Annotated in this window: 11 protein-coding genes; all 11 read left to right on the forward strand. The window is 70.3% G+C overall.

Annotated features, from left to right (window positions below; translation table 11 throughout):
- Positions 1–87: 87 nt before the first annotated feature.
- The 11 genes from KFLA_RS08040 to KFLA_RS08090 all read left to right on the forward strand — a co-directional run bounded on the left by KFLA_RS08040 (position 88) and on the right by KFLA_RS08090 (position 13710).
- The gene (locus KFLA_RS08040) at positions 88–1017 is read left to right on the forward strand and encodes an AEC family transporter (RefSeq protein WP_012919281.1); all 930 of its coding nucleotides are present in this window, start codon (positions 88–90) and stop codon (positions 1015–1017) included.
- An 85-nt stretch (positions 1018–1102) separates the two neighbouring features.
- The gene (locus tag KFLA_RS08045) at positions 1103–1792 is read left to right on the forward strand and encodes a ComF family protein (RefSeq protein ID WP_041289205.1); all 690 of its coding nucleotides are present in this window, start codon (positions 1103–1105) and stop codon (positions 1790–1792) included.
- Between the two features lie 218 nt (positions 1793–2010).
- Entirely contained in the window at positions 2011–2634 is a 624-nt protein-coding gene (hpf, locus tag KFLA_RS08050) for a ribosome hibernation-promoting factor, HPF/YfiA family (RefSeq protein WP_012919283.1), read from the forward strand.
- A gap of 310 nt (positions 2635–2944) precedes the next feature.
- Entirely contained in the window at positions 2945–4171 is a 1227-nt protein-coding gene (locus KFLA_RS08055; RefSeq protein WP_012919284.1) for a winged helix-turn-helix domain-containing protein, read from the forward strand.
- A 217-nt stretch (positions 4172–4388) separates the two neighbouring features.
- A complete protein-coding gene (gene secA, locus KFLA_RS08060; protein WP_012919285.1) occupies positions 4389–7283 on the forward strand; it encodes a preprotein translocase subunit SecA in 2895 nt (964 codons plus the stop codon).
- 108 nt (positions 7284–7391) lie between these two features.
- Entirely contained in the window at positions 7392–8363 is a 972-nt protein-coding gene (locus tag KFLA_RS08065; RefSeq protein WP_041289891.1) for an NAD(P)H-dependent flavin oxidoreductase, read from the forward strand.
- Positions 8364–8544: 181 nt separating this feature from the next.
- On the forward strand, positions 8545–9582 hold the full coding sequence (locus KFLA_RS08070; RefSeq protein ID WP_012919287.1) for a LacI family DNA-binding transcriptional regulator: 1038 nt from the start codon (positions 8545–8547) through the stop codon (positions 9580–9582).
- Positions 9579–10871 carry an extracellular solute-binding protein gene (locus KFLA_RS08075; RefSeq protein WP_012919288.1) on the forward strand — a complete coding sequence of 431 codons (1293 nt, stop codon included), beginning with the start codon at positions 9579–9581 and terminating at the stop codon, positions 10869–10871. The genes KFLA_RS08070 and KFLA_RS08075 overlap by 4 nt, the downstream gene beginning before the upstream one ends.
- On the forward strand, positions 10868–11794 hold the full coding sequence (locus tag KFLA_RS08080) for a carbohydrate ABC transporter permease (RefSeq protein ID WP_012919289.1): 927 nt from the start codon (positions 10868–10870) through the stop codon (positions 11792–11794). The genes KFLA_RS08075 and KFLA_RS08080 overlap by 4 nt, the downstream gene beginning before the upstream one ends.
- Entirely contained in the window at positions 11794–12618 is an 825-nt protein-coding gene (locus KFLA_RS08085; RefSeq protein WP_012919290.1) for a carbohydrate ABC transporter permease, read from the forward strand. The genes KFLA_RS08080 and KFLA_RS08085 overlap by 1 nt, the downstream gene beginning before the upstream one ends.
- A gap of 33 nt (positions 12619–12651) precedes the next feature.
- Entirely contained in the window at positions 12652–13710 is a 1059-nt protein-coding gene (locus KFLA_RS08090) for a glycoside hydrolase family 130 protein (protein ID WP_012919291.1), read from the forward strand.
- Positions 13711–13796: the final 86 nt, after the last annotated feature.

Here is a 13796-nt window from a genome sequence, read left to right on the forward strand (position 1 = left end):
TCCGGCATGCGGGACCGGTGGCGGGGCGAGCGCGGCCGGTTCCTAGGATGCTGGTGATGACAAGCCGACCGGACGCCTGAGCAGCGCATGTCGTCCGTGGTCGGTGCCTTCTTCGCGCTCGTCGCGGTCGCCGTGCTCGGCTACCTGGTCGGTCTGGGTCGCGTGCTGCGGCCGGAGGACGAGCAGGTTCTGTCGCGGCTGGCGTTCTACGTCGCCACCCCGGCCCTGCTGTTCGCGACGGTGGCCCGGGCCGATTTGAGCGCGATCTTCTCGCCGGTGCTGCTGACCAGCCTGGCGGGCGTGGTCGTCGGTCTCGCGGCGTACCTCGGCGTGGCCGTGCTGATCTGGCGCCGGGACCGCGCGCAGGCGACGATCGGCGCGCTCGCGAGCTCGTACGTCAACGCCGGCAACCTCGGCATGCCGGTGGCTGTCTACGTGCTGGGCGACGGGGCGCTGGTGGCGCCGATCGTGCTCTTCCAGCTGCTGATCATGGCGCCGGTGGCGTTCGCGGTGCTGGACGGTGACCGGCAGGGTTCCGGTCGCCGGGCATCACTGCGGACGGTGATCACGCGCCCGCTGCGCAACCCGCTGACCGTGGCGTCGCTGCTCGGCCTGCTGGTCGCGGCCGTCGACTTCGAGTTGCCCGCGATCCTGATGCGCCCGATCGATCTGGTGGGTGCGGCCGCCGTGCCGGTCGCGCTGGTGGCGTACGGGCTGAGCCTGAGCGGTGCGCGGCAGTCCGTCCGCCTGGGCCCCGGCCCGGACCTTGCGCTCGCGGTGACCCTCAAGACGCTGGTGCAGCCGGCCGTGGCGTACGCCGTCGGCCGGTGGGCGCTCGGCCTCGAGGGTACGGCTCTGCTGGGGCCGACGCTGCTGGCGGCGCTGCCCACCGCGCAGAACATCTACGTGTACGCCGTCCACTACCGCTCTGGCCGCCGGCTCGCCCGCAGCGCCGTCCTGCTCAGCACCCTGATTTCCATTCCGGTCATGACCACCATCACCGGTCTGCTCGGCTGAGTCGGGGCGGCGCCCGGCTGATGGGCCGGAAGTTGTCCACAGGGCGTGGTTGCGGCGTGGGGGGACCATGCCAGAGGGTTGGCGGGTGGGGATCCGGGACGCGTTCGTGGATCTCGTGCTGGGCGGGACGTGCGCGGGGTGCGAGCGGCCCGGCGCCTCCGTTTGCGCGCAGTGCCGCGCCGAACTGGGAGCGGCGACTCCGTTTGCGGCGCGTCCCGACCCGGTGCCTGCTGGGTTCAAGCCGGCGACCGCGGCGGCGGCGTACGACGGGGTGCTGCGACGGCTGATCATCGAGCACAAGGAGAACGCTCGGTACGCCCTGGCCCGACCGCTCGGGCACCTGCTCGCCGCGACGGTGGAGCGCGCGATCGAGGGGCGGCGGGCGGTCTGGCTGTGCCCGGTCCCGTCGGCTCCGGCCACGGACCGCGCGCGCGGGCACGAGCCGCTGCGGCGGATCGTGGTCGTTGCCGCGCGCCACCTTCGCCGGCAGGGCTACGACGTCCGGCCGGCGGACGCGCTGCGGGTGGTCCGGCGGCCGGCGGACCAGGCGGGACTGTCGGAGGCGGAACGCGTGGTCAATCTGGCCGGAGCTTTCGCGGCCCGTTCGCGGTGGGCTGAAATGCTGACCGGTCAGCCGGTCCTGGTGGTCGACGACGTGCTCACCACCGGATCCACGCTCACCGAGGCGGTCCGGGCCTTGGAATCAGCGGGCGTTGCGGTGCTCGGCGGTGCGGTGCTGGCCGCGACCCGGCGACGAACGGCATCCGGTTCATGAGAACTTCCCTACCGGTTTCCGCCGAAGCCGACTAGCGTTGGGTCATGACACCCGCTAGGGCTTGTCGGGCAGTGATGTGGAACAGGACCGGATCAGCCGGATCCCTCTCCACGGAGTCCGGCGGGCTTGCCAGCGGGTGCTGTCGTTTCGGGCGCCGGGACGCAGGAAACGGAGGTCCCGAGACGTAAAAAAGATGTCGCCGATCGATGGAGGTTTCCGTGGACGTCGTTGTCAAGGGTCATCACTGCGAGGTCAGTGACCGCTTCCGGCAGTACGTCGAGGAAAAGCTCGCCAGGATCGAGAAGGTCGATCACCGGGTGCTGCGATGCGAGGTGGAAGTCAGTCAGGAGAAGAACCCGCGACAGCACGATCGAGCGATGCGCGTCGAGCTCACGATGTACACCAAGGGTCCGGTGGTCCGGGCCGAAGCCTGCGGTGAGACCAAGCAGGCCGCGTTCGACGTCAGCCTGGACCGGCTGCGGGCCCAGGTCCGCAAGGCGGCCGACCGGCGCCGGGTCCACCGGGGCGAGCACGCGCCCGAGGGACTGCGCCACCTGAACGCGAAGCAACCGGTGAACGGCCTGGCCCCCGAGGCGGAGGACAGCACCGAGGACGAGGTGCCCACCCAGAAGATCGGATCGCTGACGGTGACCGGCGATGGTCCGCTGGTGATGCGCGAGAAGACCCACACCGCCAAGCCGATGTCGCTGGACCAGGCGCTCTACGAGCTGGAACTGGTCGGTCACGACTTCTACCTGTTCGTCGACGCCGACGAGAACCAGCCCAGCGTCGTCTACCGCCGCCGCGGCTACGACTACGGCGTCATCCGGCTGGCCGTCTGACCTGACGGGGAGTGGTTCCTCCGGGCCTCAGGTGGAGCCGGAGGAACCACGCCACCCGACAGGCCCACAGATCGCGGGAGGAGCACGGAAAGGGGCCCGAGCGGTTGCCCGGGCCCCTTTCCTTGCCCTCTGAAGGTCTAGCTGCTGAGCTGCGCGGTCATCACCGCGACGTCGTGGCCGGGCTCGGACCCGTCGCTGGGTCGACCCAGATGCTGGTAATCGCCGACGTGCGGCCCCAGGGCCGGCCAGCTTGTCCCGGCCCTGGACCGCCGTGTACTGAACTGTCGGTGGCGGGCGGCAGAATCATGGCGTGACGACGAGCAAGCCGCAGACGCAGGTGCTGTCCCAGGCCCAGGCCCGGCGGATCGCGCTGGCCGCCCAGGGGTTCACCGACCCGCGCCCCAAGGGCGTGCCCGACCGGCGCGCGCTCAACCGGGTGCTCGGCCGGATCGGGCTGCTGCAGATCGACTCGGTCAACGTGCTCAGCCGCGCGCAGTACCTGCCGCTCTACTCCCGCCTCGGGCCGTACCCGCGTGACCTGCTCGACCGCGCGTCCGGCAAGGCTCCGCGCCGCCTGGTGGAGTACTGGGCGCACGAGGCGTCGCTGATCCCGGTCGAGACCCACCCGCTGCTGCGCTGGCGGATGGCCCGGGCGACCACCGAGGCGTGGGGCGGCCCGCGGTCGATCGCGGCCGAGCGGCCCGACCTGCTCAAGCAGGTGCTCGCCGACGTGCGCGACCAGGGCCCGCTGACCGCGCGCCAGATCGACGACGACGTCGAGCGTGCCCGCGACCACTGGGGCTGGAACTGGTCCGACGTGAAGCGCGCGCTGGAGTTCCTGTTCTTCGCCGGCGAGATCACCGTCGCCGGGCGCAACCAGCAGTTCGAGCGGCTGTACGACGTACCGGAGCGGGTGCTGCCGGCGGGGGTGCTGGCGACGCCGACGCCGTCGCCCGAGGAGGCGCACCGGGAGCTCGTGCGGATCGCGGCGAAGGCGCACGGGGTGGCGACGGCCCAGTGCCTGAAGGACTACTTCCGGACCGCGCCGGCGCCGACCGCGCAGGCGGTCCGCGACCTGGTCGACTCCGGCGAGCTGCTGCCGGTCGGTGTCGAGGGCTGGAAGCGTCAGGCGTACCTGCACCGCGACGCCCGGCTGCCACGCCGGGTGAACACGCGAGCCCTGGTCAGCCCGTTCGACTCGCTGGTGTTCGAGCGGACCCGGACGGAGGTGCTGTTCGGCTTCCGCTACCGGATCGAGATCTACGTCCCGGCCGACCAGCGGATCTACGGGTACTACGTGCTGCCGTTCCTGCTCGGCGACCGGCTGGTGGCCCGGGTCGACCTCAAGGCGGACCGGCCGGCCGGCGTACTGCTGGTGCAGTCGGCGCACAGCGAGGCCGGAGCGCCTCCCGAGACCCCGGAGGAGCTCGCCGACGAGCTGGTCCAGCTGGCCGGCTGGCTCGGGCTGAGCCAGGTCCAGGTCGCCGGGTCAGGCGATCTGGCGCCCGCACTCAGTCACGCCCTGCGCGGCCGCTGACCCGCACCGGCCGCGCCTTCGCGGAACTTTCCCGGCCTGCCGGTCGTGAGGTCTGGAAAGCCCCGACGCACGCAGCCGACGTGGCGTGGTGGCACCTGGCCCGTACGATAGGTGACGCACGCCGCCCGGCGGGTGGACCGTGCCGCGCCCTGTCCGGGTGCGACGCCGGCACCTCCGCCGCAACCAGGCTTCAGCAGCAAGGAGAGAACTGCCCACCATGAAGGTGATCGACAAGGTCCTGCGGATCGGCGAGGGCAAGACGCTGCGCCGGCTCGAGGGCATCGCCAAACTGGTCAACTCCATCGAGGACGACTTCGTCACGATGTCGGACGAGGAGCTGCGCGGGCAGACCGCCGACTTCAAGCAGCGGGTGGAGAACGGGGAGTCGCTCGACGCGCTGCTGCCGGAGGCCTTCGCGGTCGTCCGGGAAGCGGCCAAGCGGACCCTGCACCAGCGGCACTACGACGTCCAGATCATGGGCGGCGCGGCGTTGCACCTGGGCAACATCGCCGAGATGAAGACCGGTGAGGGCAAGACCCTGGTCGGCACCCTGCCGACGTACCTGAACGCGCTGTCCGGCAAGGGCGTGCACGTGGTCACGGTGAACGACTACCTGGCCAAGTTCCAGGCCGAGTGGATGGGCCGGGTGTACCACTTCCTCGGCGTCGACTACGGCGTGATCCTGCCGGAGATGACCCCGGCCGAGCGCCGGCTGGCCTACGCCAAGGACATCACCTACGGCACCAACAACGAGTTCGGCTTCGACTACCTGCGCGACAACATGGCGAACGACATCGCCGACTGCGTGCAGCGCGAGCACAACTACGCGATCGTGGACGAGGTCGACTCGATCCTGGTCGACGAGGCCCGGACCCCGCTGATCATCTCCGGCCCGGCCGAGGACTCGCAGCGCTGGTACGTCGAGATGGCCAACATCGCGGCCCAGCTGAAGCCGCGGTTCGCCGACGACAAGATCGCCGAGGACCAGCGCCCGGTCGCCGACTACGAGGTGGACGAGAAGAAGCGCACCGTCGCGATCCTCGAGCGCGGCATCGAGAAGGTCGAGGACCGGCTCGGCATCGACAACCTCTACGAGTCGGCCAACACCCCGCTGATCAGCTACCTGAACAACGCGCTGAAGGCCAAGGACCTGTTCAAGCGCGACAAGGACTACGTGGTCGTCGACGGCGAGGTGCTGATCGTCGACGAGCACACCGGCCGGACGCTGCACGGCCGCCGGTACAACGAGGGCCTGCACCAGGCGATCGAGGCCAAGGAGAAGGTCGAGATCAAGGAGGAGTACCAGACGCTGGCGACGATCACCCTGCAGAACTACTTCCGCCAGTACAACAAGCTGGCCGGCATGACCGGTACGGCGATGACCGAGGCGGCCGAGTTCTCCAAGATCTACGGCCTCGGCGTGGTGCCGATCCCGACCAACAAGCCGATGATCCGCCAGGACCAGCGCGACCTGATCTACCGCACCGAGGACGCCAAGTTCGACGCGGTCGTCGAGGACATCGTCAAGCGGCACGAGACCGGGCAGCCGATCCTGGTCGGCACCACCTCGGTGGAGAAGTCCGAGCGGCTGTCGGGCCAGCTGCGCAAGCGCAACATCCCGCACGAGGTGCTGAACGCCAAGCAGCACGCGCGGGAGGCGGCGATCGTCGCGGAGGCCGGCCGCAAGGGCGCGGTCACGGTGGCCACCAACATGGCCGGCCGTGGTACCGACATCATTCTCGGCGGCAACCCGGAGTTCCTGGCCGACAAGGACCTGCGCTCGCGCGGCATCGACCCGGTCGAGTCGCCGGAGCAGTACGAGGCCGAGTACCCGAAGGTGCTGGAGCAGTTCGAGCAGCAGGTGAAGGAAGAGCAGGTCGAGGTCCGCAAGGCCGGCGGCCTGTACGTGCTCGGCACCGAGCGGCACGAGTCCCGCCGGATCGACAACCAGCTCCGTGGCCGGTCCGGCCGGCAGGGTGACCCGGGCGAGTCGCGCTTCTACCTGTCCCTCGAGGACGACCTGATGCGGCTGTTCAAGCGCGAGATGGTCGACTGGGCGATGTCGCGCAACGAGGACGACACCCAGCCGCTGGAGAACAAGATCGTCACCAAGGCGATCGCGTCGGCGCAGTCCCAGGTCGAGGCGCAGAACTTCGAGACCCGGAAGAACATCCTCAAGTACGACGACGTGATGAACCGCCAGCGGCACGTCGTCTACAACGAGCGCCGCCGGGTGCTCGAGGGCGCCGACCTGCGCGACCAGGTGCTCGACATGCTCGACGAGACCGTCACCGGCTACGTGCAGGGTGCGACCTCCGACGGCTTCGCCGAGGACTGGGACCTGGACGCCCTGTTCACCGCCCTGCGCACGCTCTACCAGACCGAGCTCACCGAAGAGGACCTGATCCAGGAGGCCGGCGGCGACCGCTCCGGGCTGACCCAGGACTTCCTGGTGGAGAAGTTCACCACCGACGCCCGCGAGGCGTACGACCGGCGCGAGCAGCTGCTCGGCACCGAGGCCATGCGCGAGCTGGAGCGCCGCGTCGTGCTGAGCGTGCTGGACCGCAAGTGGCGTGAGCACCTGTACGAGATGGACTACCTGCGCGAGGGCATCGGCCTGCGCGCGATGGCGCAGCGCGACCCGCTGGTCGAGTACCAGCGCGAGGGCTACGACATGTTCGCCGCGATGATGGAGTCGATCAAGGAGGAGTCGGTCGCGTTCATCTTCAACGTCGAGGTCGACGTCGAGGCGATGCGCGCCGAGGTGGCCGCGGCCGAGGTCGTCGAGGAGGCCGAGGACATCCTCACCCCCGGCGCCCCGGTGGCCGAGTTCCCCGGCCGCCAGGACGACCGCCCGCAGGACGGTCCGCGGCTGACCGACAAGCCGCGGCTGCTCGCCAAGGGTCTGGGCAAGGAGAGCAAGCCGCAGCGGCTGTCCTACTCCGCGCCGACGATCGACGGCGACGAGGAGGTCGAGGTCCGCACCGAGGACGGCGACGCCGGCGGTCTCGAGTACGCCGGGACGCCGCGCAACGTGGCGTGCCCGTGCGGCTCCGGCAAGAAGTACAAGCGCTGCCACGGCGACCCGCAGTCGGACGCCTACAAGCACTGACCCGTCGTCACCCCGAAGGCCGCTCCGGATCCCCGGGGCGGCCTTCGTCGTTCTCGCTGGGTGATGCTCGCCATGGCGGGCGCCGGCTCGCTGTGGTGCCCTGTGAGCATGGGCAACTGGCTGATGGACAGGTTCGGGCTGACGGTGCCGGTGGTAGGGGCGCCGATGGCCGGGGTGAGCGGCGGAAAGCTGACGGCGGCGATCTCCTCGGCCGGCGGGCTGGGCATGCTCGGGGCGGGGTCGGCGGTGAGCGCCGGGTGGATCCGGACCGAGGGGGCGATCGCCGCCGCGTCGGGCAAGCCGTACGGGATCGGGTTGATGGCCTGGTCGGTCGCTGATCGTCCGGAGCACCTCGACGCCGTCCTGGATCTCCGGCCGGCGCTGGTGTCGCTCAGCTTCGGCGACTACGCGCCGTACGTCGGGAAGCTGCAGCAGGCGGGCATCACGGTCGCCACGCAGGCCGGCACGGTCGCCGACGCGCGGGCCGCGATCTCGGCGGGCGTGGACCTGATCGTCGCGCGTGGAGCCGAGGCGGGCGGGCACGGGCGCAACGAGGTCGGCACGTTGCCGTTGCTGCAGGCGATCCTCGACCTGACCACCTCGACGGCCGGCGGTCCCGAAGTACCGGTGCTCGCCGGCGGCGGCATCTCCGGCCCGCGCGGACTCGCCGCGGTGCTGGCGGCTGGCGCGGTCGGCAGCTGGGTCGGCACCGCCTTCCTCACCGCGGTCGAGGCCCTCACTCCGCCCGCGGCGCGCGATCGCCTGCTCGCGGCGAGCGAGGCGGACACGGTCTACGGCACGGTCTTCGATGCCGCCTCCCGGGCCGGCTGGCCGGACGAGTTCGGCGGCCGCGCGCTGCGCAACGACTTCTTCGACCGCTGGCAAGGCCGCGAGCAGGCCCTGAAGACCGACGACGCCGCCCACGCCGAGTACGTCGCCGCCACCCGCGCCGCCGACCCCACCGCCGCCTCCCTGTACGCCGGTCAAGGCGTCGGCGCGCTCCGTAGCGCTCCGACTGCGGCCGACGTTCTCGCCGACTTCGGCACCTACCGGCACCACCTCCAGCGCGCCCTGGGCTGACAGCCGATCCCGTCGTCCGGCGACCACCGCAGAGGTGGTCGCCGGCTTCGGCCTGCCCTCCGCGCTGACCGCGGCGGCAGCGTTCCTTACCGGCTGCAGAGGGCTTGACCTCTTGACGGCGCGGGTTTTGACCGGTTTAGTGCCTGTTTAAACCGGTTTAAACGCTCATCAGGAGGGCCGCGTGGCCAAGGATCGACCGACGATTGCCGATGTGGCGTCCCGGGCCGGGGTGTCCAAGGGCGCGGTCTCGTTCGCGCTGAACGGACGGCCGGGGCTGGCGCAGGCGACCGTGGACCGGATCCTCGCGGCCGCCGACGAGCTCGGCTGGCGGCCGAGCAACCGGGCGCGGTCGCTGTCGGTGTCCAAGGCGTTCGCGCTCGGCCTGGTGATCACCCGGGACCCGGCGGTGCTGTCGTCCGACCCGTTCTTCCCGGCGTTCATCGCCGGGGTGGAGAGCGTGCTGGCGACCCGAGGGCAGGCGCTGGTCCTCCAGGTCGCCCGGCCGGGGGAGGACGAGGCGGCCGGCTACCGGCGCCTCGCCCAGGACGGCCGGGTCGACGGGGTCTTTCTCTCCGACCTCCGCCACGACGATCCCCGCATCGACCTGCTCAGCGAGCTCGGCCTGCCCGCCGTGACGCTGAACCGGCCGGAAGGCGACTCGCCCTTCCCGGCCGTCTGCCTGGACGACCGTCCCGGCACCGTCGCGGTGGTCGAGCACCTGCTGGAGCTCGGGCACCGCCGGATCGCGCACGTCGCCGGTCCGCAGGCGTTCGTGCACGCCACCGCGCGCTCGGACGCCTTCGTCGCCACGCTGGCCGCCGCCGGCCTCGAGCCGGTCGCGATCGAGGTCAGCGACTTCACCGCGGCCGGCGGCATCGAGGCGACCCGGCGGCTGCTCGCGCTGCCGGAGCGGCCGACCGCGATCGTGTACGCCAACGACCGGATGGCGATCGCCGGTCTCGGCGCCGCTCAGCAAGCCGGCCTGACCGTGCCGGACGACCTCAGCATCGCGGGCTTCGACGACAGCGAGCTGGCCGAGTTCGTGCATCCCGGCCTGACCACCGTGCGCGCCGACCCCTACGCCTTCGGCGAGGCCGCCGCGCTCACCCTCAACCAGTTGATCGACGGAGCCGGCACCGACGACACCGTCGCCGACGTGGAGCTGCCACCGGCGCGCCTCGTCGTCCGCCGCTCGACCGCACGTTTGGAGGAGTCATGAAACGCAAGCTGACAGCTGCGCTGCTGGCCTTCGGCCTGGCCGGAACCACGGCCGCCTGTGGAGGCGGTGACGGCGGAGGTGATGCCGACGCGGCCGCGCAGGCCCGGGGCGAGATCACCGTCTGGATGTCCAACAACGCCGAGGAAGTGGCCTGGGGCAAACAGATGGTGGCGGCCTGGAACGCCGCCCACCCGGACCAGAAGGTCACCGCGCAGGAGATTCCCGCCGGCAAGAGCTCCGAGGAGGTGATCGGCGCCGCGATCACCGCGGGCAACGCGCCGTGCCTGATCTTCAACACCTCGCCGGCGTCGGTCTCGCAGTTCCAGAAGCAGGGCGGCCTGGTGGCGCTCGACAGCTTCCCGGACGGCAAGACCTATCTCGAGCAGCGCAGCGGCAAGGTCGCCGAGCAGTACAAGTCCACCGACGGCAAGTACTACCAGCTGCCGTGGAAGGACAACCCGGTGATGATCTTCTACAACAAGAAGGCTTTCGCCAAGGCCGGGATCGACACCACCAAGCCGCCGCTGGCCACGTACGACGAGTTCCTGGCGACCTCGCGCAAGCTGGTCGCCGCCAAGGCCGCGAAGTACGCGATCTACCCGGCGCCGAGCAACGAGTTCTACCAGTCCTGGTTCGACTTCTACCCGTTGTTCGCGGCCGAGACCGGTGGCAAGCAGCTGATCCAGGACGGCAAGGCGCAGTTCGCGTCCGAGGAGGGCAAGCGGGTCGCCGCGTTCTGGCGGACCCTGTACGCCGAGAAGCTGGCCTCGCAGGAGAAGTACACCGGCGACTCGTTCGTCGACGGGACCGCCGCGATGGCGATCGTCGGGCCGTGGGCGGTCGCGACGTACAAGAACAAGGTCGAGTGGGGCGCGGCGCCGGTGCCGACGTCGGCCGGCAAGCCCGCGGCCGAGACCTACACCTTCAGCGACGCCAAGAACGTCGCGATGTACTCGTCCTGCAAGAACCGCGGCACGGCGTGGGAGGTGCTGAAGTTCGCGACCAGCAAGGAGCAGGACGGCAAGTTGCTGGAGGCCACCGGTCAGATGCCGCTGCGGGACGCGGTCGCCACGGCGTACCCGGAGTACTTCCGGGCCAATCCCGACTACCAGCAGTTCGCCGACCAGGCGGCCCGCACGGTCGAGGTGCCGAACGTGCCGAACTCGATCACGATCTGGCAGACCTTCCGGGACGCGTACTCCAGGTCCGTCATCTTCGGACAGGACGACCCGGGCGCTGCCCTCGACGGAGCAGTCCAGAAGGTCGATCAGCTCGCCAAGCAGTCATGACAGTGCTGAGTGCCCCGCCTTCGGCTCGGCGGCGCGCGGGGGTGCTCGACCGGGTGCTCGGCAAGCAGCCGATCGGCACCGCGTTCGTCACCCCGTACGTCGTGTTCCTGGCCGCGGTCTTCGCCTACCCGCTGGGGTTCGCGGTCTACATGTCCTTCCACGACTACTTCTTCGCCGCCCCCGGTGCGATCGTGGAGCGGCCGTTCGTCGGGTTCGAGAACTACGCCGCGGTGCTGTCGGACCCGGCGGTCCGGCGGGCGTTCGGCAACGTCGGCATCTTCCTGCTGATCAACGTGCCGCTGACGGTCGTGCTGTCGCTGGGACTGGCGAACGCGCTGAACGCGGCGATCCGGTGGCGCACGTTCTTCCGGGTCAGCTACTACGTGCCGTACGTGACGGCGAGCGTGGCCGTGGTCGGGGTCTGGCTGTTCCTGTTCAACTCCAACGGCCTGGTCAACTCCGTGCTCGGCCCGCTGGCGCCGGACCCGTCCTGGCTGGTCAACTCGAACCTGGCGATGCCGACGGTCGCGATCTACGTGACCTGGAAGCAGCTCGGCTTCTTCATCCTGCTCTACCTGGCCGCGCTGCAGAACGTCTCCAAGGACCTGTACGAGGCGGCCTCGATGGACGGCGCCGGCCGGTGGAAGTCGTTCTGGAACGTCACCGTGCCGGGCGTCCGGCCGGCCACCACGCTGGTGGTCCTGCTGGCCACCGTGACCGGGGCGAACCTGTTCACCGAGCCCTACCTGCTCACCGGCGGTGGCGGCCCGGACGGCGCCTCGGCGTCACCGGTGCTGGTGATGTACCAGCGCGGCATCGAGCAGGGCAATCCCGACATCGGCGCGGCGATCGGCGTGCTGCTGGTGATCGGGGTTTTGATCCTGGCGCTGATCGAACGGCGCTTCGTCGGAAAGGAGGAATGATGCGCGGTCCGTGGCGCTTCCTCGCTCTGCTGGCCGGGGCCTTCGTCTTCCTGTTCCCCTTCTACTACATGCTGGTCGGCAGTCTGCAGACCGAGCCGGACCCGTCGGTGACCGGCGCGTTTCCGTCGGCGGGCAACCTGACCGGGCACAACTACGCCGAGATCAACGCGGCGATCGACCTCGGCCGGTCGCTGCTGAACTCGGGTATCTTCACCGGCGGCGTGATCCTCGGCACCCTGGTCTTCGGCGTGCTGGCCGGCTACGCGCTGGCCCGGCTGCAGTTCCGCGGCCGGGGCACGGTGTTCAACCTGATGCTGCTGGTCCAGGTGATCCCGTTCCAGCTGCTGACGATTCCGCTGTACGTGCTGATCGTGCGCAGCTACGGGCTCGCCGACTCCTACCTGGGCATGATCCTGCCGTTCGCGATCAACTCGACCGCGGTGTTCGTGTTCCGCCAGTACTTCCTGCAACTGCCGCAGGAGCTGTTCGACGCGGCCCGGATCGACGGTGCCGGTGAGCTGAGCATCCTGTGGCGGGTCGCGGTCCCGCTGGTCCGGCCGGCGCTGCTGACCGGCGTGCTGCTCACGTTCATCGGCCCGTGGAACGAGTTCCTCTGGCCGTTCCTGATCACCAAGCAGCAGGACCTGCAGCCGCTCGCCGTGTCGCTGTCGAACTACTTGACCACCGTGTCGGCCCGGGCCGCCAACCCGTTCGGTGCAGTGCTCGCCGGTGCCTGCGTGCTGGCCGCGCCCGCGGTGGCGCTGTTCATCGTGTTCCAGCGCCGCTTCATCTCCTCCAGCCTCGAGTCCGGCGTCAAGGGCTGACTTCCGCTCGCTCCACCCTGAAAGGTCTCCACTGTGACTGTTCCGTACACGCTGACGCGCCTCGGTGTCGTGATGACGCCGGAACCGGGCAACGAGCTCGAGTCGATGGGCGTACTGAACCCGGCCACCGGCCACACCCCCGACGGCCGGCTGTACCTGCTGCCCCGCCTGGTTGCTGCTGGCAACATCTCCCGGGTCGGCCTGGCCGAGGTCGAGCTGACCGACGGCGTACCGACCGGCGTCCGGCGCGAGGGCGTCGTCCTGGCTCCCGACGAAGGCTGGGAGCGCGGCCTGAACAATGCCGGCGTCGAGGACCCGCGGGTCACCTGGATCCCGGCGCTGGCGACGCACGTGATGACGTACGTCGCCTACGGGCCGCTCGGGCCGAGACCCGCCCTCGCGGTCTCGGCCGACCTGCGGAACTGGACCCGGCTCGGCCCGCTGCACTTCGAGTACCAGGCCGACCTGGACACCGATCTCAACCTGTTCCCGAACAAGGACACCGTGTTCTTCCCCGAGCCCGTGCCCGGCCCGGACGGCGAACTGGCGTACGCGATGCTGCACCGGCCGATGTGGGACCTGGGCTGGTTCCGCGAGGGCGAGGGCGTGCACCTGCCCGCCGGGATCAAGGACGACCGGCCGGGGATCTGGGTCTCGTTCGTGCCGGTCGCCGCGGTCGAGCAGGACGTGCGCAACCTGGTGCACCTGCGGCACCACCGGCTGGTGGCGATGCCGGAGTTCGCGTTCGAGCAGCTCAAGATCGGGGCCGGGCCGGCGCCGCTGCGGGTGCCGGAGGGCTGGCTGGTGATCCACCACGGGGTGACCGGGGAACAGCCGAAGGGCTTCGACCCGACCACCCAGAAGGTCAGTTACGCCGCGGGCGCGCTGCTGCTCGACCCCGACGACGTGACGAAGGTGCTGGACCGGACGGCAGAACCGATGCTCGTGCCGGAGACCGACGAGGAACGGATCGGCACGGTCGGCAACGTGGTGTTCCCGACCGCGATCGAGCAGGTCGACGGCGTGCACTACGTCTTCTACGGAATGGCCGACGCCAAGATCGGCGTTGCCAGGCTGGACCGGTTGTCATGACCGTCTCCCGCAGGGCCGTGCTCGGCGGATCACTCGCGGTCGCGGTCGGAGGCGCGGTCCCGGCGACGTCGGCTGCCGCTGGTCGG

It is taken from the genome of Kribbella flavida DSM 17836, assembly GCF_000024345.1.
GTDB lineage: Bacteria > Actinomycetota > Actinomycetes > Propionibacteriales > Kribbellaceae > Kribbella > Kribbella flavida.

Bases quoted from the DNA above. Each gene is read 5' to 3' on its own strand.
- KFLA_RS08080 (WP_012919289.1), top strand. From the start codon at position 10,868: ATGACAGTGCTGAGTGCCCCGCCTTCGGCTCGGCGGCGCGCGGGGGTG.
- KFLA_RS08065 (WP_041289891.1), top strand. From the start codon at position 7,392: ATGGGCAACTGGCTGATGGACAGGTTCGGGCTGACGGTGCCGGTGGTA.
- secA (WP_012919285.1), top strand. From the start codon at position 4,389: ATGAAGGTGATCGACAAGGTCCTGCGGATCGGCGAGGGCAAGACGCTG.
- KFLA_RS08075 (WP_012919288.1), top strand. From the start codon at position 9,579: ATGAAACGCAAGCTGACAGCTGCGCTGCTGGCCTTCGGCCTGGCCGGA.
- KFLA_RS08040 (WP_012919281.1), top strand. From the start codon at position 88: ATGTCGTCCGTGGTCGGTGCCTTCTTCGCGCTCGTCGCGGTCGCCGTG.
- KFLA_RS08085 (WP_012919290.1), top strand. From the start codon at position 11,794: ATGCGCGGTCCGTGGCGCTTCCTCGCTCTGCTGGCCGGGGCCTTCGTC.